At 51.3% G+C, this 20,538-nt stretch carries 17 protein-coding genes; 3 read left to right on the top strand and 14 right to left on the bottom strand.

Annotated features, from left to right (window positions below; all coding sequences use genetic code 11):
• Positions 1 to 596 precede the first annotated feature (596 nt).
• Positions 597 to 722, bottom strand: a complete 126-nt coding sequence (locus JI735_RS36970; protein WP_267918914.1) for a hypothetical protein — start codon at positions 720 to 722, stop codon at positions 597 to 599.
• A gap of 87 nt (positions 723 to 809) precedes the next feature.
• On the opposite strand from JI735_RS36970, the gene JI735_RS36965 reads away from it, so the two are divergent.
• A complete protein-coding gene (locus tag JI735_RS36965) occupies positions 810 to 944 on the top strand; it encodes a hypothetical protein (protein ID WP_267918913.1) in 135 nt (44 codons plus the stop codon).
• 325 nt (positions 945 to 1,269) lie between these two features.
• Here the strand turns inward: JI735_RS36965 and JI735_RS18910 are convergent, their stop codons facing one another.
• Together JI735_RS18910 and JI735_RS18905 are read right to left on the bottom strand one after the other, a co-directional pair.
• The gene (locus JI735_RS18910) at positions 1,270 to 2,487 is read right to left on the bottom strand and encodes an aminotransferase-like domain-containing protein (RefSeq protein WP_039838379.1); all 1,218 of its coding nucleotides are present in this window, start codon (positions 2,485 to 2,487) and stop codon (positions 1,270 to 1,272) included.
• 68 nt (positions 2,488 to 2,555) lie between these two features.
• Positions 2,556 to 3,212 carry a response regulator transcription factor gene (locus JI735_RS18905; RefSeq protein WP_039838378.1) on the bottom strand — a complete coding sequence of 219 codons (657 nt, stop codon included), beginning with the start codon at positions 3,210 to 3,212 and terminating at the stop codon, positions 2,556 to 2,558.
• 280 nt (positions 3,213 to 3,492) lie between these two features.
• On the opposite strand from JI735_RS18905, the gene JI735_RS18900 reads away from it, so the two are divergent.
• Both JI735_RS18900 and JI735_RS18895 read left to right on the top strand, forming a co-directional pair.
• The gene (locus JI735_RS18900) at positions 3,493 to 3,900 is read left to right on the top strand and encodes a hypothetical protein (RefSeq protein WP_020428040.1); all 408 of its coding nucleotides are present in this window, start codon (positions 3,493 to 3,495) and stop codon (positions 3,898 to 3,900) included.
• Complete coding sequence (locus JI735_RS18895; protein WP_039838377.1) at positions 3,897 to 4,964, top strand: phosphodiester glycosidase family protein; 1,068 nt, start codon at positions 3,897 to 3,899, stop codon at positions 4,962 to 4,964. The genes JI735_RS18900 and JI735_RS18895 overlap by 4 nt, the downstream gene beginning before the upstream one ends.
• Before the next feature lie 504 nt (positions 4,965 to 5,468).
• Here JI735_RS18895 and JI735_RS18890 read toward each other — a convergent pair.
• The 11 genes from JI735_RS18890 to JI735_RS18840 form a co-directional block, all read right to left on the bottom strand.
• Positions 5,469 to 5,723: an AbrB/MazE/SpoVT family DNA-binding domain-containing protein gene (locus JI735_RS18890; protein WP_020428037.1), complete on the bottom strand. Its 255-nt coding sequence runs from the start codon at positions 5,721 to 5,723 to the stop codon at positions 5,469 to 5,471.
• A 123-nt stretch (positions 5,724 to 5,846) separates the two neighbouring features.
• Positions 5,847 to 6,311 (bottom strand): tRNA (uridine(34)/cytosine(34)/5-carboxymethylaminomethyluridine(34)-2'-O)-methyltransferase TrmL, encoded by a 465-nt coding sequence (gene trmL, locus JI735_RS18885; RefSeq protein ID WP_039838376.1) that lies wholly within the window; start codon positions 6,309 to 6,311, stop codon positions 5,847 to 5,849.
• 132 nt (positions 6,312 to 6,443) lie between these two features.
• Positions 6,444 to 7,532, bottom strand: coding sequence for a 3-phosphoserine/phosphohydroxythreonine transaminase (gene serC / locus JI735_RS18880; RefSeq protein ID WP_039838375.1), 1,089 nt, complete (start codon positions 7,530 to 7,532; stop codon positions 6,444 to 6,446).
• A gap of 109 nt (positions 7,533 to 7,641) precedes the next feature.
• Positions 7,642 to 8,526, bottom strand: a complete 885-nt coding sequence (locus JI735_RS18875; protein ID WP_039838374.1) for a hypothetical protein — start codon at positions 8,524 to 8,526, stop codon at positions 7,642 to 7,644.
• Between the two features lie 396 nt (positions 8,527 to 8,922).
• A complete protein-coding gene (locus tag JI735_RS18870; protein ID WP_233475968.1) occupies positions 8,923 to 11,547 on the bottom strand; it encodes a GH36-type glycosyl hydrolase domain-containing protein in 2,625 nt (874 codons plus the stop codon).
• 919 nt (positions 11,548 to 12,466) lie between these two features.
• Positions 12,467 to 13,891, bottom strand: coding sequence for a type I glutamate--ammonia ligase (gene glnA / locus JI735_RS18865; RefSeq protein ID WP_020432627.1), 1,425 nt, complete (start codon positions 13,889 to 13,891; stop codon positions 12,467 to 12,469).
• A 304-nt stretch (positions 13,892 to 14,195) separates the two neighbouring features.
• Complete coding sequence (gene aroF / locus JI735_RS18860; protein ID WP_039838369.1) at positions 14,196 to 15,242, bottom strand: 3-deoxy-7-phosphoheptulonate synthase; 1,047 nt, start codon at positions 15,240 to 15,242, stop codon at positions 14,196 to 14,198.
• A 319-nt stretch (positions 15,243 to 15,561) separates the two neighbouring features.
• A complete protein-coding gene (locus tag JI735_RS18855) occupies positions 15,562 to 16,518 on the bottom strand; it encodes a 4-hydroxy-3-methylbut-2-enyl diphosphate reductase (protein ID WP_039838368.1) in 957 nt (318 codons plus the stop codon).
• Positions 16,519 to 16,576: 58 nt separating this feature from the next.
• Positions 16,577 to 18,025 carry a sensor histidine kinase gene (locus JI735_RS18850; RefSeq protein ID WP_039838366.1) on the bottom strand — a complete coding sequence of 483 codons (1,449 nt, stop codon included), beginning with the start codon at positions 18,023 to 18,025 and terminating at the stop codon, positions 16,577 to 16,579.
• A 1-nt stretch (position 18,026) separates the two neighbouring features.
• Positions 18,027 to 18,716 carry a response regulator transcription factor gene (locus tag JI735_RS18845; protein WP_020432633.1) on the bottom strand — a complete coding sequence of 230 codons (690 nt, stop codon included), beginning with the start codon at positions 18,714 to 18,716 and terminating at the stop codon, positions 18,027 to 18,029.
• A 122-nt stretch (positions 18,717 to 18,838) separates the two neighbouring features.
• Positions 18,839 to 20,530 (bottom strand): S1C family serine protease, encoded by a 1,692-nt coding sequence (locus tag JI735_RS18840; RefSeq protein ID WP_039838365.1) that lies wholly within the window; start codon positions 20,528 to 20,530, stop codon positions 18,839 to 18,841.
• Positions 20,531 to 20,538 lie beyond the last annotated feature (8 nt).

Genomic DNA, 20,538 nt, shown 5'->3' with positions numbered 1-20,538 from the left:
AAGACATTGTTCTTCGATTTGTCATAAAATATGCCGCCCGCTGACCCGGAGCAGGCCACACAAAAAGGCGGTCCTCGCGAAGGCCGCCTTCCTTTGGGGGGAATGGATCCCCCCGCCTTATTCTGTTCAGCAGACTTACTGAAATTCTAGCCGCAAATGATGCGGACAGGAGATCCCGTATTCACGTTATAGCGGATTCTAGGCCCGAATCTTCAGTAAAACTAGACTTATTCGTAAAATAGCACCTGCTCTCTCCGTTTGACTCTACAAATGAATAATTCCGTTTGCTCCTGCCCACCTGCAGCCTTATCACCTGAGATTCCCCGTCGATCTAGTGGAAAAAGTATCACTAATTCGCTCGACACTACTGTTCTCCGAAGGTTAAGTGGAAAAAGGTCAACTAATTCAGCTCATTTCACCATTGGACGAAGAATATAGCTCAAATAAGTTTACTTTTTCCATTTAAATCTCAGGATTATTGAATTTCGGGAAAAATAAGCTCCCTTTTTCCAACTAGCGCTTGCGAAGAAGCCGGTGAGCAAGCGCTTGTTGGAATGAGGAAATCTAGACCGGCTGATCCCTCAGCTTAATAGTTTTTAAGATAAGGCCAAACTGGCCTTCTCCGCTTCAACAACGGCATTTCTGCCGTTATTTATGGCCAAACCGGCCTTCTCCGCTTCAACAACGGCATTTCTGCCGTTATTCGTTACAAATTCGTCCAAAGGTGTTTATCCCCAATTTCCTGCATAATTTATCCATATGAAGAATTAATTATAGTTACCGGTATATAAACAAAATCACCCTGGCAGATGAATAACAACACGGGGCTTACGGCCGCACGGATTCCCTACCGCTCCCAAATCAACGGGGGCATGCTGAATACGGATCGCCCTATTCCTTCACGATCTATCCGCAGCCGTTACGGACAGGAAAGCCCTTATTGAAAGAAGATTCGTCTATTCCGCAGGACTAACGGACTGAGATGCCCTTATTTGTCCCTTTCCCCTTTATTCCAGTCTCCATCGAACGATATAACGGCTCCTGAGTCCGTAACTGCTGAAAAAGTAAGATTTTTGGCAAAATAAGGGCTCCTCGGTCCGCATCAGTCCGCAGATGGAGCCCAGTCCTCCTGTGGAGCCCCACCCTCCTGCATCGCTTATATTCTCTAAGGCTTCCAAGATATCCACAATTTTTTACACTGTATAGTTCCCTATCCACTATCCAACGAGAAAAAAGCCCTTTTCAGGGCTTTAACAAAAAACGCCACGCTCAGCTCCGTGCCGTAAACTCCGTCACGGCCTCGCTCATCAGGTTCATGCCCAGCAGCAGCTCATCCCGGCCGGGATGGCTGAAGTTAAGGCGGATGCGTCCGCTTCCTCCGCTCACACTGCACAGCGGGCCGGGCAAAAATGCCACGCCCTTGGTCAGCGAGGCCTTCAGCAGCGCCATCGCATCCAGGCCTTCCGGCAGCGTTACCCACAGGAACATGCCGCCAGCCGGCAGACAATAGCTGCTGCTCTTCCAGGCCGGACGCTTCAGAAGCTCCGCCATCAGCTTCAGCCGGGTATTGTACTCCCGGTTGAGGAGCGCGATATGCTCACGCAGATCAAAGGCCGTCACATCCAGCAGATGATGCAGCAGCCGCTGGTTGAGTGAGCTGGATTGCCAATCAGCCATCTGCTTTGCGGCAGCCATCATCCCGATCAGCTCACGGCTGCCCGCCGCCCAGCCCGTCCGCAGCGCAGGTGCGACCGTTTTGCTGAAGGAGCCAATGTAGAGCACATGTCCGCCCTCGCTGACATTCTCCAGCGCATACAGAGACGGATACTTCACGGAAGGATGCTCTGTGTACCTTTGAAAATGCAGATCGCCATAAGAGTCATCCTCGACGATCAGCAGATTGTGCGTGGTACACAGCTCCAGCACTTCCTTGCGTCTGGCCAGACTCCAGAGAATTCCGCTCGGATTCGTGAAGCTCGGCGTAGCAAACAGCATCTTGGGCCGGTGCAGGCGGATCTGGGTACGCAGATGCTCCGGCAGCAGACCGTCCTGATCGCCCCGGACCGGAATAATCACGGCACCCTGCATCCGCAATGCCTGCAGAATACCCGGAGAAGTCGGATTCTCCACCAGCACGCGGTCTCCGGGATCAATATAAACCCTGGACAACAGATCAATCGCTTGTTGACTTCCCGTTGTCAGCAGAACCCCGCCTGCGGCAACCGCCACCCCTTTGGCCTTCAGCCAGTCCCCGGTCAGCCATTCGCGAAGAGGCCCATACCCTTCAGGATCACCATATTGCAGCGCCCCGGCGTCTGCTGAGATCACTGTGGAAGCCGTTTCAGCCAGTAGAGACAATGGAAACAATTCTTCGGCAGGCAGCTCTTCAGCCAGTGAAATCAGCGTCCCCCTGCGCGTCTCTGTACGTATGCTCAGCAGCGGTGAAGAGTGTAATGTATGTGCGCGGGCAGAAAACTCATATTTCATATGATCCCCCCTTCTCCCTGGTACCAAGAATATTCCTTTCCGGCCGGCATTATGTCGTTATGCTGGGGCTAAGCGTACATTTGCTTGTTTTGTCTGGAGAAAAGCGCGAACTTTTCAATCGCTTGCGCTCTTGTAGACACCTCCAGCTTCACATAAATCTTCCGCAGATAATTATCGATAGAACGGCGGCTGACTTCGATTTCAAGAGCGATTTTATCGTATGTAATTCCCTGAACGATCCGTTCCATAATGAACATTTCGGTCTGGGTCAACTGCAGTACCCCATCCAGCCCGCGCGACGAAGCAACCGGACGGAAACCGTCCCGGGCCCATTCCAGCGGAATGGACAGAAAACCTTCACGCAGCCCGCTGATCATCTGCAGCAGTTGACGCGGAGATGCTCCCTTGGAGAGCACACCGCTGGCTCCAAGCTCAATAAGCGGCTGGAACAGCTCCTTGTCCTCTTCCTCGGTCATAATGATGAAATGGGTGCTTTTTGAGCTTTGCTTCATCTCCACCAGCGCACCCTCGACATTGCCTTCCGGCATTTGATAATCCGTCAGCACCAGATCCGGCTGCTGTTGTTGTACCGTGCGGACGCCCTCGCTCCAGTTGGAGAACATCCCCACCACCTCAATCTCCTTGCTTTCCTCCAGAATCAATTTTGTACCCAGCATACTTGTGGGATGACATCCCACGATGATCACCCGCCACACCTTCATCATTAATGCCCAGACCTCCTGCTATCTATGTATTTACCCAAAAAGGGAAGCGCCATAGCGTTTCCTGTCAGTACGCATGCAAGGCTCAGGAGGACTTGTCAATTTTGCCTTCTTTTCCCTTGAATACGTCCATCAGAGCTTCCAATCTATAGAAATTGTATCGTAGTAGTTAAATAGAGCGCAATTAATTTTTCACGTTGATATAAGTCTTTTCACTTTTGCGAATATCGTAAAAGTCTGATAGAATGAGAACTTGAAAAAAATTTGCCTGAGGTGATATTCAATGCAACCGCTAGCGGAATCGACACCGGTACACTCGCGCCGCACTTCAGCGAGAAACGGATCTTCCGTAAAATGGTTTTTACTGTTCTGGATAGTGATGATCGGGCTCGGCTTTTACGCCGTGTACAGCTACACCAACCATCTTAAGGAGCAAGTGCTAAGCTCGCTTAGCACCCAGAGCCAGCAGCAGCTTACCGTTTTGAAGACCGATTACGAGTCGCGAATTGGCGTCCTCTCCCAGCAAGTCAAGGAATTGCAGAGCACTGTGGACACCTTTAACGAACTTCTTACCTTTACCAAAGATAATGCCAGCAACAAGACAGATAACAGCAACAAGCTGTACACCCAACTGAACGAGGTCCGCAAACAGCTGGCAGCGCTGCAAAAAGAAATGGATCTGCTGAAATGATGACGCCGGTTAAAAGAGTCAACCGTTTTTTTATGCTGCTGACCGCGCCGTTTCTTGGCCTGCTGCTCTGCCTATGGTGGTACCAGCCGCCGCTTGATCTGAATTTGGATGTTGGGCAATTCGCTGCGGAGCCCGGACCGGTCAAGGAGACAGCTGAGCTGCAGAGTGCGCTTACTACAGCCCAGGCCGCGGCCTCTTACACCATCCATTCCATCAGTGCCAGCGCGAAGCTGTACAATCAGACGACCAATGCCATGAATGCGCTGGTCCAAATGGCGAAGACCCAGGCATCGCGTCCGGAACTGATCTATAACCGCCGGATCAGCTCCAGATTGGGCATTCCCGCCGATGTCGCGAGAAGCGACCGGATAACCATTGAACTCTACCGGCTAAATCCCGGCAATTATACAGCTTACGCAATGAAAATAAAATTGAAGGACCCGGCCGCCATGAAAATGAGTCTGGCTGGAGACGGCAAAGGCGGAGCGGAAACGACACTGCAGGCCGCGAACCGCTACGGCGCAACTGCCGGCATCAATGCAGGCGGGTTCGCCGACAGGGCCGGCAAGCGCTACCCGCTCTCCACAACCGTTATCGGCGGGGAGTATCTGTACGGCTTCGAATCCACCTACAAGGATCTCAGCTTCGTTGGTCTGAACGCTTCCGGCCAGCTGATCGGCGGTAAATTCTACAGCCGGACACAGCTGGACCAGCTGCAGCCGGTTTTCGGAGCCACCTTTGTGCCGGTCCTGCTGAAGAACAGCGCCAAGGTGCCCATCCCGGCCAAATGGCAGCTGTCCCCGAAGCGTGCTCCACGTACGGTGATCGGCAAGTACAAAGACGATCAGCTGCTGGTGATGGTGGCAGACGGATATAACGAAAATGGCAACTCCGGGGCAACTCTGGAAGAGCTTCAGAACAAACTGTCGAATATGGGCGTCATTGACGCATACAATCTGGATGGCGGCGGGTCCTCCTCTTTGATTTTCAACGGACGGGTCATCAATAAGCCTTCAGATGGAAATCTGCGCAAGGTCCCTACCAATTTTCTCTTTTTTAAATAATCATTATGTATAGTCTATGCGGTAAATCACATTTTCATTTATTTTTGGAAGACCGCGGGGTATAATCAGGGAAACGAATACAGTCACTCATGGAGGTGCACGCATGTCGTTTTCCCTTACCTTTTGGATTATCTCCCTTGTGTTCCTGTTGTTTCTGGCTGGTATCCTTACCGCTGCGTACAACGATGACCAGACCAAGGGCCTGTAGAAGCCGCAGATAGTTGCTAAGCCCACCCTTATATTTCAAACAAAGAGCGCCACACAAATGTGCGGCGCTCTTTGTTTTGGGGCAGTAGAAGGATGTAAAGGCTCACATAGCTGTTCATCCTTCTTCCCTTAAGTGAATGGTTACCGCCCTATGGCACAGCAGTCGCCGCTTGGCTGCAGCCCACTTTCGTAAAAAGTCTGGAATCGGTAATCCGCCAAGAGGGCGCAGGTTTGTTGCCTTTCCTATGTACAATTGCCACTTGCGCACTTTCTCTTGGAATGCCTGATCTGATCTGATTAGGCGTGTCTTGACAATTGGGTCATTTCAGTCAGGCAATCCGCACAAATATAACGGTCTTTATATTCGCTTACGCCTTCCATCGATCCGCAAAAAACACATTTCGGACGGTAACGCTCAAGAATGATATGATCGCCCTGCACCAGAATTTCTACAGGATCACCTTCATTCATTTGGTATCTTTTACGCAGGGACTTAGGCAGAACAATTCTACCCAGCTGATCTACTTTTCGAACTACGCCAGCAGGTTTCATATTTAACGTACACTCTCCTGTTCAACAAAAAATTAGTATCTACTACTTATTTCGGCACTATTCTTCTATTTCGTTACCTAAATGTCGAATCCTGCTGAAGAAATTAAAAAAATATGTTTACTTTTAGAATAGTTGGGGGAAATTCAGCTGCCGGAGCGCTTCATACACAATAATTGCCGCAGAGTTGGACAAGTTTAAGGACCTAACCGCCTCACTCATCGGCATGCGCATAGCAGTTTCTTTGCCGGCTTCGAGAATTTCAGCGGATAAGCCCTTGGTTTCTTTGCCAAAAACAAAAAAATCCCCATCCCGGAATGCGAAATCGGTATAGCGCTTGTCCGCCTTCGTAGTTGCATAGAAGAACCGGCCTTCCGCATACTTCTCCAGCACTTCCCCAAAGGAATCATGATATTCAATGTGTACGGCATGCCAATAATCCAGACCGGCACGCTTCAGTGTAGCATCGTCTGTACGGAAGCCCAGCGGGCGGACCAGATGAAGATGGGTGCCTGTTGCTGCACAGGTGCGGGCGATATTGCCGGTGTTGGCCGGAATCTCCGGTTCCACCAGCACAATGTGTAATGCCATAATGTAGTGAACTTCCTCTCTGCAGGCTATTCAGCCCGTTGATGTGTGTAGGAGGCATGGCGGTCAGCATATAAAGTCTTATATTGCAGAAAACCTTCCGCCAACAGGCGGAAGGTTCGAAATTTGCATTCATTAACCTTGAGTTTGCTGGAAATGCTTCATGAAATCAGACAGCGCCTTAATGCTCTCATAAGGGACCGCGTTGTAGATGGAAGCACGCAAGCCTCCCACACTGCGATGGCCCTTCAGCCCCACAAAACCTTCCTGCTCGGCCGCTTTGACAAATTGCTTCTCCAGCTCTTCCGACTGCATCCGGAAGGTCACGTTCATAATGGAACGGCTGCCTGCTTCCGCAACTCCGCGGTAGAAACCGCCGCTGCCGTCGATATGATCATACAGCAGAGCTGCTTTGTCGCGGTTCTTAACTTCAATGCCGGCCAGTCCGCCTTGCTCCTCAATCCATTTTAACACTTCGTTAACCATATATACAGAGAAGGATGGCGGCGTATTGTACAGAGAGTTGTTCTTCAAATGCGTATCGTAACGCAGAATCGTCGGAATATTGGAAGGCGACTTGGCGATCAGCTCTTCCTTGACAATCACGACAGTAACACCGGAAGGTCCCAGATTCTTCTGCGCCCCGGCATAGATCAGCCCGAATTGATTCACATCAAAGGAACGGCTGAGAATGTCGCTGGACATATCCGCGATCAGCGGAATGGAACCGGCATCCGGATACTCCGCATATTGTGTTCCTTCGATCGTCTCGTTCGAGGTAACATGCAGATATGCCGCATTGTCCGCAGCCTTGATGCTGCTCAGCTCGGGAATGGCCAGGAACTTCTTGTCTTCGGAAGATGCGGCGGCATGTGCGCCTCCAACCAGCTTCGCTTCCTTAAATGCCTTCTCTGCCCAGCTTCCTGTCATGACATAGCTGCCGACCTTGCCTTCAGTGACAAAGTTCATCGGGATCATGGCGAACTGTGTGCTTGCTCCGCCTTGAATGAACAGAACCTTGTAGCCTTGCGGATTGCCGAGGAGCGAAAGCAGACGTTCCTGCGCTTCATTATGCACGGATTCGTATATTGCCCCACGGTGCGACATCTCCATAATGGACATTCCGCTTTCCCGGAAATCGACAAACTCCGCCTGTGCGCGTTCAAGTACTGTCAGCGGCAATGCCGCCGGACCCGCGTTAAAATTGTATGCTCTCTTGCTCAAAATTGCTCCCCACCCTTTCTCTCCTATGAATATGGATATCGATATGATAGCAGTAATCACACACACCAGCAAGTATAATTATTCACATAGGAGGTAAGATCGCAGTCCTTCACAAGGTAAAAAACTGATAGCTGCGGCTCCAATGCTTGCTGTGACGCGGTAAAATACTGATGTTCACAAAAACCTCGGGAGAAATTACATGTTTTTCTCCCCACAGCGCCATCCGCTCTGCGGCAAAATCCCCGCTCTCCCTCACACCGGCTCCGCTTGGCTTATGCCGCAGCTCCCAAAAGCTTCTGTCATCCATTTTATCCCAGACGCCCAGCTTGCAGTAAAACGGCCGCTCAGGCTCCGCCTTCCATGTAAGGGAATTGCCGGATACCGCCAGCAGATCCGCTGTATAGGACGATTCGGGGTCTTCCACTCTTAGTCCGGCCGGGATTCCCAGTTCATAGTCCGGGCCGACGCTTGCACCGTTAATCCCCACAAAGTTATGAATGTATTCTTCCGTATGCAGCGGCTTGTCGCCCATGTTCTCCAGCGCGTAGGAAATATTCAGCCGGTCTCCGAGCAACGTGATCTTTTTAGTCAACCGTATGCTGTAGCCGCGGCACTCCATCGGCTGAACCGTATAGGTGACCGACTGTGCACTGCGCTCCTCTTCAATTTTGAATGGAATAAGCGGATAGTTTCCGAAAAAGTCATAGGGCTCATCGCTTACCTTCTGAAGCAGCCCAACTCCCAGCTTTGGGAACCACTCCCCGGCCGCTGCTTCCTCATAGCCAATTGCCCGGGAAATGCCGAACTCATTGCACAGCCCCATCCCCCCGCTGCCATGACCTGGAACCAGGCTTTCCGGCACACAGAATGTATGCCTTCCCTCAAGCAAAGTCACCCCTGTAATAAATCCGGTCCAGTCAAAACGGGTACCGCTGTACTCTCCGACATCCGCTATATCTGCCTGGAGTATGCCGTTTGAGAGACTGTAAGCCATCTTCAATCCTTCCTTTCCATATCTATATAGAGTGAACTTAAGATATTTACATTAGGGACTTCGTCGGGACTACGGAGAATGTTTGGACTTCCGGCCGCTGCCCATCTGCAGATTTCTTGATTTGTACCGCTGTTCGCGGTGGAAATCCGCAGACAAAGGCGGACACTTTCGCTCCGTAAGTATCCAAACTTCCCCTCCATCCCTTTTCCCTTTTGTTAGTTTTTCAGGTTCACTTTATATAGCAGTATTTATTAAACCCTCACTTATTAAACCATTGATTCTGCCGGAAAGCATCTCATATCATGACGATGGTTTCAAGTGCCTCTTTACCTGTGAAAAAGCGCCCGCCGCCGCAGATGCGGTGAAGCTGGCGCTCCTCTCATGATATTTCAGCTGTTATGCCAGCACCACCTGCAGGAGATGGAACCCTTCTTCCGGCAAGGCGGCCAGCACGCTGCGGGGAATCAGAACACCCTCTGAGACGCGCTGAAGCGTCACCTCAGCGCCGTTCAGCGTAACGGAATGGATCTGGTAGTCTCCGTACTCAGCGCCGCTTGCAGCGGTGTAGACAACGTCCAGCCCGCGCTCCGCAAAAATGGTCCGTATCGATGCTTTCCCGTCCTGGTCAAACTGGTCTTTCATCAGCTTAGGCTGAAGCAAGAGATCGCCGAGCTTTCCTTTGACCCCGAATACTTCGGTAACCATGGTCAGCAGCAGCCAGCTCGCAGAGCCAGTCAGATACGTATACATGCCTCTGCCTTGCTCATTAATGTACTCCGGAATGCCGGGATACATCCGGCTGAGCTCGAAATTTACGCTCAGGCTGTACAGTGAATCCAGCACCTTGCGCCCTTCTTTTACATAACCGCGCTTATACAGCGCATTTCCGTACATCACGGTCATATGGCTGAACATAGCCCCATTCTCTTTATGTCCAAAGGCAAACCCGAACGCGCGGCCCAAATTCTGCTGGATGCCGCCAAAATCCGAATTCAGCCGGTACCCGATTTTCTCATCATACAGATTGCGCTCCACCGCTGCGATGATCTGCGGAATCTGCTCAGGAGCGGCAGCATGGCCGAGGAGCGGAAACACCTGGCCTGTCAGCGTCATCCGGATGCTGCCGCCGGCTTCTCCTTCCACACGTTCCCCGTCATTATTGTAATAGCCGTTGAACCAGCCGTCTCCCTGATTGCTCTGTATCCACTCGTTCCGGCGCAGATGGTCAACAATCCACTCGGCCTTCCGGGCCAGATCATCCGCTATCCTGTCCAGCGCAAGCTCCGAACGGACGCCGCTTACCTTGTTCGGTGCAGCAGCATAATAACGGTCCAGCAGTCCCCGCTTGGCGGCTACGGACTCATAATCCACGGCATCATGTAATGAATCCAGCAGCAGCGTCATTTCTTCCGCCAGTTCCAGCGTTTCAAGCCCTTTGCGCTCTTTCAGCGTGCGCAGCAGCCGGGAAAGGTCCAGCAGATTGCTGGCATAGAAGGAGGTGAAGGTGACACTTTCACCACGCTGTGCCGCCATATCCAGACCGTCATTCCAGTCCGCGCCTTCCAGCAGAATATTGTTGTGTTCCCCTACGTTGAAGAACGGAACAAGGTTTTGCAGCAGAATATGCTCCAGAATGGTTCCCGTATAAGACTCTCCGTTCGCAGATTGCAGAGTGCTGCCTGCGGACGCATCCCAGGAAGCGTCCCGCTCCCGGCAGCGGGCCATAAAGGAATCCCGGAAGTAGCTCTGCTGCTCAAGCAGAAAGTCCAGATCCCCGCTCTGGTCCAGATACAGCATGGTGGTGAGGAACGGCCACGCCCCGTGGTCCATCCATACGCGCGGAATATTGTTGCGGTCGGCGATGAACTCGCCCGGCTGCTGGCCGATAATCGTCGCATTGCTGCCGTCGATTCGGACCCCGGCATAGTTATTCAGCAGCAGACTGCGCACATCTCCCGGTTCCATGATCAGCAGCGCCAGGCAGTCCTGCCAGAGATCCCGCCAGCCGCGGCCGCCACGGCCGTAGTCATGGTACGGTAAAAAGGAATTGCCATACAGTCTGCGCAGCACCGGCTGCAAGGTGACCCATTTCATCCATTGGTCCGCTACCGGATTATTGGTATGAAATTCCACTGTGTTCACCTTGTCGGCCCAGAACGATTTATTCTCCCGGAGCATGGCGTCAAAAGCTCTGGCAGAGCCGTATTTGTCCATCAGCGCAGCAACATCGATTCTTTCATCGCCGATCGCCAGCACAAGCACATATGAAATGCTGTGGCCCGGCTGCAAAGCTGCTGAAGCAAACCGCAGTCCGCCAAGCGCCTCATAACCTTCCCTATGTACACCGCCGCCTGCGCCGGTTTGCGGTTCCCGGTTCAAAACCACCGCTTCCGGCCAATCCAGACTTCCGCCTTCACCAATGAATTCCTCCTGTACCGGAAAGAAACCGGTTGGCTGTCCGCCGCCTTCTGCGGCCCCAAACACACCATATGAGGTGTGATTTACCCGGTGTCCGCGCTCATCGAAGGAAAGCGCCGGCTGCACTTCAACCCCATGCGCAGAGGTATAAATCCGGTTCAGCAGCGAGGTGACATGCCGGTGGTCCCGCAGATCATCCGCTGAACGCGCATAGAGCGGAACCGCTGCCGTAGGCGTCACAGTCAATTCCTCAGCAGAGATATTGGTAAGCACAACCTTCATAAGCTCTACCTTATCGTTTCCTGCGGGTACAAAACTGGTGATTTCCGCCTTGATGCCAAACTCCCGGCTCTCACGGGTGACACGGTGCCACAGCAAACCCGCCTCCAGTTCTGAATCGTCAGCCTCTTCACCATACATACCGGCATTTTGCCGGGCGGAGTTCCCTGCTGCCGACCAGGCCCCTTTGCCGTCCACATACACCCAGAAGTTGCGGGAAGCCCGGGAGTTATGCAGATCTTCCACAGATAAGGGCGGAGTAAGAAATGTATTATGGCCTGAAGTGACTTGACCATGAAGCTTCGGACTGACAGAAGACATCATCCCCCCTCATTGACCAGAGGAAAATATAAAAAACTGCTCCGTTCAGGCTGCTTAAGACGGAAATCCCCGTTGCTTCCGGTAAAAACCCATCCTGTTTTCGACTGATTCATTGTATTCATCCTCTCTATTGCTCCTAATTGTTCCTATTTTATTGCTCATACTCCCATTGCTCATTGCTCATACTTTACTGTTCATACTTTACTGTTCATACTCTATAGCTCATACTCTATTGCTCATAGGCAAACTATATTGAGGTTAACCTAAGCAAGTTAAAACGGCAGACCGTTACGTTAAAACATAACAGAAACCGGTTTCGAATTTTATTATTACATCGTTGCATTTCTTTGTAAAGATTTTTCTGAAGTACCGTGAGATAAAACAAAAAACCTTGGAACAAGCCGCTTTTATAGCAAATCCAACGCTACCCAAAGCTAATTTTATGATACAATTTTAACGAAACTACTTTCGTAAATAGTCATAATCAGCATCAAAAATGATTATTCCATTATAATTTTTACTTCGAAAATAGATTACCCGCAAAAAAAGAAAGCGTTCTCCATATTAAAAATCTGAAACCTTAGTCATCATCGCAGTAAGTTTTCGAAACTTTTTCGTAAAATCCAGATATATTTCTTCCATATTATATAGATTAAACTCGAGATCCGTAGACTCATAGTAGATCACAATAGCGGATTCGTGGCATGACTGCACTTCGCTGCATAGATACCAAAGCAGAAGCTCCTTGCCTCTGCCAGACTATTCCCAGAGGCCGTTAGCTCCTTCACAGCGCCCCTTTGACTTCATCCTTCACAAAGGTACCACTGTACCGCTGCAAAGCCCGTAGAAAGGCACACAGCGCAAAAAAAGAAGCCCCCGGTTTCCCGGAGGCCTCTTGATTTATTCGGATGATTAAGCGATCTTATACATCAAAGTACAGGGAGTATTCATGCGGATGAACACGAATGGCAACCGCTTGAGCTTCGGAACGTTTCAGAGCGATGTAGTTATCGATGAAGTCCTTAGTGAATACGCCGCCCTCTGTAAGGAATTCGTAGTCAGCTTCCAAGGAATCCAGCGCTTCTTCCAGTGTGCCTGGAACGCTGCGGATTTTCTCTTTGTCTTCATCGGCCAATTCGTAGATATTCTTGTCCAGAGGACCATAACCCAATTCAACAGGGTTGATCTTCTTCTTGATTCCATCCAGACCTGCCATCAGCATTGCGGAGAATGCCAGGTAAGGGTTGGCAGTGGAGTCCGGTGTGCGGAACTCAATGCGACAGCCCTTAGGTGTCACAGCAGCTACCGGGATACGGACTGCAGCGGAGCGGTTACCTTTGGAGAATACGAGGTTAACCGGTGCTTCGTAGCCAGGAACCAGACGTTTGAACGAGTTCGTGCTTGGGTTGGTCAGTGCGATCAGTGCCGGAGCATGATACAGGATACCGCCAATGTAGTTCAAAGCCATTTCACTCAGGTTGGCATAAGCGCCTTTTTCGTAGAACAAAGGGGAATCGCCGTTAAAAATGGATTGGTGAACGTGCATCCCGCTGCCATTGTCGCCGAACAGCGGTTTTGGCATGAAGGTTGCCACTTTGCCGTATTGGCGTGCAGTGTTTTGCACAATATATTTGTAAGTCAGGAGATTGTCGGCTGTTTTCTTCAGCGTGTCAAAACGGAAGTTGATTTCCGCTTGGCCTGCAGTTGCCACTTCATGGTGATGGCGTTCGATTTCGAGGCCTGCTTCACTAAGCAAACGGCACATTTCACTGCGGATATCCTGCTGGGAATCCACTGGTGCTACCGGCACGTAGCCGCCTTTAACACCTACTTTGAATGCCAGGTTGCCGCCTTCGTCTTTGCGGTTGGTGTTCCATACCGCTTCTTCGGAATCTACGAAGTAGGAGGAGCTGTTCATTCCGCTCTCATAACGCACATCATCAAAGATAAAGAACTCGGACTCAGGTGCGAAGAATGCTGCTGTGCCTACACCGCTTGCTTGCAGGAACTCTTCTGCTTTTACTGCGATACCACGCGGGTCGCGCTCGTAACGTTCGCCATCAGGTGTGAAAATGTCGCACATGATGTTAAGCGTTGGATGAGCTGTAAAAGGATCGATGTATATAGTGCCAGGATCAGGCATCATAACCATGTCTGATTCTTCAATCCCACGGAAACCTGTAATGGAAGAACCGTCAAATGCAACACCGTTCACAAATGTTTCTTCATCAACAGCAGAAGCTGGAAGTGAGATATGGTGAGCACGTCCACCCAAATCTACAAAACGAAAATCCACCCATTCGATATTGTTCTCTTTGATCGTCTGCAACACTTTTTCAACCGACATGAATTAATTCCTCCCCAAGTTCCGAACATTAGGCCGCTCACAGTATCAAATGTTCTTGTTTTTAATTTTTTTGCTGTCGTCATTATAAATCCCAAACCTAACATCGTCAATGCTTATGTCAGGTATTTCTTGCAACAATGTAAGATATTCTGACGCTTTGGTGAAAAATGCGCACCTTGTGCAACCGCCTGTTATGCTCACGCCGGCATACGAAAAAACAGTCCTCATTCCCGCCCGAAAGCGGGATGGAGGACTGCCCAAAAAGGGACGGAGGACTGGCCGGACGCCTTGCTTGCCGCAGCTCTTAAAGGGCGGGAGCTGCCTCAAGCGAATTGGAGAATCTGCGCCCGACAAGCGGTGCCAGCTTCTCCAGATCTCTCAGAAGCTTATCAAACTGCTCAGGGAACAGAGACTGCACGCCATCTCCCGTCATAGAGTTGTCCGGGTCGGTATGCATCTCGATAATCAGACCATTGGCTCCCGCAGCAACCGAAGCCTTGGCCATCGGCTCAACCAGCTCACGCCGGCCTGTGCCATGACTTGGATCGGAAATGACTGGAAGGTGGCTCAGGTTCTGAAGCACAGGAATTGCTGACAGGTCAAGCGTATTGCGTGTGTATGTTTCGAATGTTCGGATTCCGCGTTCGCAGAGCATGACATCGCGGTTGCCTCCGGCCAGAATGTATTCCGCCGCATTCAGCAGCTCATCGTAAGTCGCGCTGAAGCCGCGCTTCAGCAGCACGGGCCGCCCGCAGGTCCCAAGCTTGCGCAGCAGGTCAAAGTTCTGCATATTGCGTGTGCCGACCTGAAGAATATCCGCATGCTCCGCACAGATATCAACATACTCCGGTGTCATTACCTCCGTGATCGTCAAGAGGCCATGGCGTTTGCCCGCTTCCGCCATCATCGTGAGGCCTTCCACGCCTACACCCTGGAAGCTGTAAGGACCCGTCCGCGGCTTGAAGGCTCCGCCGCGCAGCACCTGGCCGCCGGAAGCCTTGACCAGACGGGCAATCTCATCGATCTGTTCAGGGGATTCCACGGCGCAGGGCCCGCCCATGATCACCAGATTCTCCCCGCCGATTTTTACACCGCGGATATCAATAACCGTATCCTCCGGGTGGAAGTCACGGCTCGCGAGTTTGTAAGACTTGGAGATCTTCACTACGTTCTCCACGCCTTTCATCTGCCGCAGATGCTCGGCCAGCTTCGGAGTGACTCCGCCCACCAGACCAATCACCGTATGATCCGCACCGCGCGAGAGATGGACCTGCAGGCCTTCCTTTTCAATAACAGCGATAATTTCGTTAACCTGCTCCTGTGGCGTTTGATTGGATGTAATGACGATCATATGATAGCTCCCCTTTTTGGACAAATATTCTTAAATCGGCTATAAAAATAATAAAAAACACTATTTCGCTACGACGCGTGTACGCTTTTAAGCACTAAAGTAATTTTAACTCATTTACCCCTATTAGTCAATCTGAAATCAGCCGTATGGTCTGCTTTATGTCCATATTATGGCGGTGCCTCTCTGTTTTCCCTCTAATTCCCTCAGGTAACTTCAGGGTACATTTCCGGATTCCGCCATAGCAGAAAAGCACGCAGCTCCCAAAAACCGGAAGTCGCGTGCTTTCTACTTAAGGTATAAGTCAGCATGGGAAATCTAATCAGGTAATGCTTGCGCTCTTGTTCTTCACTGGAGGCAGCAGCTTCGACATGTTCACGGTACGCTTGATCTCCCAGGTCTCAGGGAGAGCAGGATCATACTGCTCCAGGTAGCTGATGACTTCCTTCGTAATCGGCGTAGGCGTAGATGCCCCTGAGGTTACCCCGACCTTGGTAATTCCCTGCAGCCATTCCGTCTTCAGCTCCGACAGATCGGCGATACGGTGTGCAGGCACACCGGCAATTTCCTCCGACACCTGGGCCAGACGGTTCGAGTTGTTGCTGCGCGGATCGCCGACAACGATGACCAGATCACACTGACCGGCCTGCTCCGCGACCGCTTCCTGGCGTACTTGGGTAGCCATGCAGATCTCGTTATGCACCTCTGCACCAGGGAAGGTCTCCAGCAGCTTCTTCATAATATGCTTGATATCCCACTGGCTCATGGTAGTCTGGTTTGTAATGACGATCCGCGAAGAGGGAATGGACAATCCGGCAATTTCCTCTTCCTTCTCGATCAGATGAACATGCTCAGGCGCAATCCCTACGGCGCCCTCCGGTTCCGGATGGCCTTTCTTGCCGATATAGATAATCTCGCAGCCTTCGGCGACCTTTTCCTTGATAAGGTCATGTGTCTTCGTTACATCCGGACAGGTGGCATCGACTGTGGTCAGTCCTTTGGCCCGGGCCAGACGGCGAACCTCCGGCGATACGCCATGGGCGGTAAAAATCACCGTGCCGCTGTCCACTTTATCCAAAATATCAAGACGGTTGTGTCCGTCCAGCGTAATAATTCCATCGTCCTCAAACGAGTTGGTAACATGGCTGTTGTGCACAATCATGCCCAGTATATAAATCGGCCGGGGCAAATCAAGATTTTGCGCGGCCTGCCGGGCCATCACCATGGCATCGACGACGCCATAGCAATAACCCCGGGGAGAAATTTTGATGACTTCCATGAATTCACCGGCTTTCTGCTGTCGTAGACTGCTGTAATAGGACCTGCCTAATTATACCCTATTCCAGCGGCGGAGCAAAGAGAAGCGGCAGCCAGATGACAAAAGTCGTCCCCTCGCCCTGGCGCGTAACCACCTCGACCGAACCTCCATGCTCATCAATAATCCACTTGGCAATCGACAGCCCGAGGCCGATTCCTTCGGTAATTCCCCGCGATTCATCAGCACGGTAGAAACGGTCAAAGATATGCGGAACCTCGTCCTTATCCATTCCGATGCCGGTATCGGAGATGCGGATTCCCACCTGGTTCTGATAAAACACAGCGTCCATCGCAACCTCGCCGGAAGGAGTGTATTTGAAGGCATTATCAATAAAAATAAATAACATTTGCTGCAGATAATCCTTGTTGCCAACAATATATTTGCCGTTCAAATGGCCGAGACTTCCTACGGACCATTCCGCCTGCCGCGGCAGGAAGGACGCTCTGCGGGCCACTTCGGTCATCATCGGCTCCAGGGCTACCGGTTCAATATCAAATGTCCGGCCGGTATCGGCCCGGGCGAGCGACAGCATGTCAGACACCAGGCGGCTCATGCGTTTGGATTCATCGGCGATATCCTTGACCGATTCAATCGAGAGCTGGCGGATCTCCGCTTCTGTCATCCGGCTCTCAGCGGGGTTCATTTCCCATATTTTTTGCAGCAGATCAATATTCCCGCGGATGGTTGTAAGCGGTGTCCGCAGCTCATGCGAAGCATCGGACACAAAGCGGCGCTGAGTGGCATAAGAATCCTCAAGCTCTGTATAAAAGCCTTCCATCCGCCCAAGCATGCTGTTGACGGTCTGGATCAGCCGTCCAATCTCATCCTGCGGTCCATCATATACAATCCGCGAGCTGAGGTCGGTTCCCGTCTGAATTCCGTTGGCCGCTTCAATAACCTTGCCGATCGGACTCATCGCCTTGCGGGCCAGGAACAGGCCGAAGGTGAATGCCGCGATCAGAGTGGCGAAGGAGCCGACGGTCAGAATGTTCTTCAGATTCAGCATCATCCGGTCCTGCTCACCGACATAAGCAGCAACCTGGAGCACTCCTGGATGGGTGGCCAAGTCGTCCGAAACATTTACTGCCATTTGATACATCAGAAACGGATTGCCTTCATAGCTTGTTCGAATAAAGCCCTGCTCATTTTTTAGTGAATCCTGTTTTGGAATTTCAAACGAAAAACCTAGATCCTCCATGTTGGTGCTGGGAATCATCTTACCTACATCATACACATACATCTGCGCATATAGATTCTGTCCCTCAAACCCCACAAGGGTAAGCTTCCTCGTGCCGTCGATATTCCAGGTCGGCTTCAGTTGCAACTGGTTCGACTGTGCTTTGAGCCGATCCTTTATATCACCATAAGTATTAAAATACACAAATCCGTAAATTGCGGCTGATAAGGCCAGCAGCATAACGGCCAGAATCCCTGAATACCAAGCAGTCAGCCGCAATCGTATCGACATATTAGTCACCTCTTAGGATGTAACCGGCTCCCCGGATCGTCTGAATCAGTCTTTTGCCCCCGTGCTCCTCGGTTTTCTGGCGAAGCATGGCAATATATACTTCAAGCACATTGGATTCTCCGCTGTAATCATAACCCCAGATTTTGTCCATGATCAGATCGCGGGACAGCACACGCTTCGGATTCTGCATAAATAAATGCAGCAGCTCGAACTCCTTTGCTGTCAGCTCCAGACGTTTGCCGCCGCGGGTAACCTCCCGCGAGTCCACATCCAGCGTAATATCCTCGTAGGAGACGGCCTGGTCGGAGCTTCCTCCGCCCTGCTCGCTTTTGCGGCGCAGCAGCGCGCGCACACGGGCCAGAAGCTCTTCCAGCGCAAACGGCTTCACCAGATAATCGTCCGCTCCGAGATCCAGACCTTTTACCCGATGCTCAATTTCATCCTTGGCCGTAAGCATTAGAACCGGAACCGTGCTTCCCCCTTCGCGCAGACGCCGGCAGACCTCGAATCCGTCCACCTGCGGCATCATCACATCCAGGACAACCACATCCGGATCACTGTTCAGTACAGCGCGCAAGCCATCAGCCCCGTTCGTGGCCGTTTTTACGTCATAGCCCTCAAAAGCAAGACCCCGGCGCAGCATGGAAATAATTTTTTCATCATCATCAATAATTAGAATATTCGGCCGCATCCAAACAACCCCCATTGTCCAAATCGTATATCTCTATTGTAACATGATTGCTAGTATTAGCAGCCAGTGCAGCAAAAACGGAAGGGTCTCCCCTTCCGCTCTGCACCTCACCGTCCGGTATCTTACTGCTTCTGAGTTTGTGAAGTGTTGAAGTCGTTTTTATTGCCGATGGTTACAGGAAGTTCAAGCGTTTTGCCGTCACGTACAACGTTGAGCGTGATTTTGTCACCCACTTTGAGGGTCTGGATGTAGGTAATCAAATCCTGGCTGGTTGCATACTTCTTGCCGTTAGCACCTGTGATAATATCGTAAGGACGCAGATCAGCGGTGTAGGCCGGCGATTTGAAGATGATTTCCGCTACGACGGAGCCTTCTTTAATATCCGTACCCATTTGCTTGGCGACCTCATCGGTAATGGTCATGAGTGATGCGCCGATGAACGGAACAGGCTCTTTAGGAATTTCCTGGTTGGCTTCGAGTTTGTCAACAACCTCTTTAATGGTATTTACCGCAATGGCAAAACCAATACCTTGAGAATCCGTGCTTACGGCTACGTTCATTCCGATAACCTGGCCATTCAGATTAAGCAGCGGGCCGCCGGAGTTACCAGGATTGATGGACGCATCTGTTTGCAGCAGGTTTTTGTAATTCCGGGTGCCGCTGCCGTCTTCTTCGTTGATGTCAATGCTGCGGTTTTTGGCGCTGAGCACACCAGCCGTAACGGTATGGTCAAAACCCTGCGGGTTCCCGATAGCCACCACTTCAGAGCCGACCTTGATGCTGTCAGAATCGCCAAGCTGTACGGTCGGGAAGTTTTTGCCTTCAATCTTCAGCACCGCCAAATCCAGATCCTTGCTGACGCCAAGCAGTTTAGCTTCATATGGCTTAGTGTTGCCATCTACAGTTACCTGAATTACATCTGCGTTGTCAACCACATGCTGGTTGGTCAAGATATACCCTGCGGAGTCATAAATAAAGCCTGTTCCGATTCCGAAAGGTGTGAGCTGGGAAGAATTCGCGCCGGAATTCGAGTCTGAATTCGAGTCTGAATTCGAGTCTGAATTCGAGTCCGATCCTGAGCCGGAAGAACTGTTGCCGCCAAATTGATCACCGAAGAAAAACTGTGAAAACGGATCGCTAAAATTTGGATTGGTTGAGTTTCGGCGGGAGCTTGTTTTCACCAAAGTTTCAATCTTGACGACTGCCGGTCCAACGGCGTCCACTACCTTCGAAGCATCCGTTGTGCCTGTGAGCAGCGAAGTTGTCGTGGTTGCAGGTGTGACATCCGCGCTGCCGTTAGCCGTCTTCGCCGCAGTGTTCGATACAGTTGCCATAGTGACCGGGTCCCCAGTGAACCAGTTGCCGCGATCGGCCATGAACATGGAACCGGAGAGAACCACCATCCCGGCCAGAAAAGAGACCAGCACCGCTTTTACCGGCTTCTTCGGTTTGTGGTTATACTGCCAGCCGTTGCCGCCGTCCGCTCCATTCCCGCCGCTGCCGCCCCGTCCGCCATTGCCGTCAAATCCGGTTGTGCGGATCGAGGTGCTGTACGGTACCGGTCTGACCGGCTGTGGAGGCGTAACCTCTACATGTTCCGGTTCCCGGCGGTTGTAGTGCTGCGGATCATCCGGGTTCATCTCATCTTTGTTAAGCGATTTGAAAGGTCCGTAAGAGTAATAGTAGGAAGAGCCGGATTCAGTAGATTCATTATTATTGCTGCTGCTATTGCTATCCCATTCCCGCTCCGGCGAGGGTTCATTATCACGATTAAAGTTGTTTTCGCGGCCATAGTTGTTTTTGTTATCGTCCATGTTTATCT

The sequence above is a fragment of the Paenibacillus sonchi genome, from assembly GCF_016772475.1.
Taxonomy (GTDB): domain Bacteria; phylum Bacillota; class Bacilli; order Paenibacillales; family Paenibacillaceae; genus Paenibacillus_AQ; species Paenibacillus_AQ sonchi.
This window is presented reverse-complemented; position numbering and strand designations above follow the sequence as displayed.

What these genes read in the sequence shown, in the direction of transcription:
- JI735_RS36965 (WP_267918913.1), top strand. Translation starts at nt 810, where the DNA reads ATGAATAACAACACGGGGCTTACGGCCGCACGGATTCCCTACCGCTCC.
- JI735_RS18910 (WP_039838379.1), bottom strand. Translation starts at nt 2,487, where the DNA reads ATGAAATATGAGTTTTCTGCCCGCGCACATACATTACACTCTTCACCG.
- JI735_RS18905 (WP_039838378.1), bottom strand. Translation starts at nt 3,212, where the DNA reads ATGATGAAGGTGTGGCGGGTGATCATCGTGGGATGTCATCCCACAAGT.
- JI735_RS18900 (WP_020428040.1), top strand. Translation starts at nt 3,493, where the DNA reads ATGCAACCGCTAGCGGAATCGACACCGGTACACTCGCGCCGCACTTCA.
- JI735_RS18895 (WP_039838377.1), top strand. Translation starts at nt 3,897, where the DNA reads ATGATGACGCCGGTTAAAAGAGTCAACCGTTTTTTTATGCTGCTGACC.
- JI735_RS18890 (WP_020428037.1), bottom strand. Translation starts at nt 5,723, where the DNA reads ATGAAACCTGCTGGCGTAGTTCGAAAAGTAGATCAGCTGGGTAGAATT.
- trmL (WP_039838376.1), bottom strand. Translation starts at nt 6,311, where the DNA reads ATGGCATTACACATTGTGCTGGTGGAACCGGAGATTCCGGCCAACACC.
- JI735_RS18875 (WP_039838374.1), bottom strand. Translation starts at nt 8,526, where the DNA reads ATGGCTTACAGTCTCTCAAACGGCATACTCCAGGCAGATATAGCGGAT.
- JI735_RS18870 (WP_233475968.1), bottom strand. Translation starts at nt 11,547, where the DNA reads ATGATGTCTTCTGTCAGTCCGAAGCTTCATGGTCAAGTCACTTCAGGC.
- glnA (WP_020432627.1), bottom strand. Translation starts at nt 13,891, where the DNA reads ATGTCGGTTGAAAAAGTGTTGCAGACGATCAAAGAGAACAATATCGAA.
- aroF (WP_039838369.1), bottom strand. Translation starts at nt 15,242, where the DNA reads ATGATCGTCATTACATCCAATCAAACGCCACAGGAGCAGGTTAACGAA.
- JI735_RS18855 (WP_039838368.1), bottom strand. Translation starts at nt 16,518, where the DNA reads ATGGAAGTCATCAAAATTTCTCCCCGGGGTTATTGCTATGGCGTCGTC.
- JI735_RS18850 (WP_039838366.1), bottom strand. Translation starts at nt 18,025, where the DNA reads ATGTCGATACGATTGCGGCTGACTGCTTGGTATTCAGGGATTCTGGCC.
- JI735_RS18845 (WP_020432633.1), bottom strand. Translation starts at nt 18,716, where the DNA reads ATGCGGCCGAATATTCTAATTATTGATGATGATGAAAAAATTATTTCC.
- JI735_RS18840 (WP_039838365.1), bottom strand. Translation starts at nt 20,530, where the DNA reads ATGGACGATAACAAAAACAACTATGGCCGCGAAAACAACTTTAATCGT.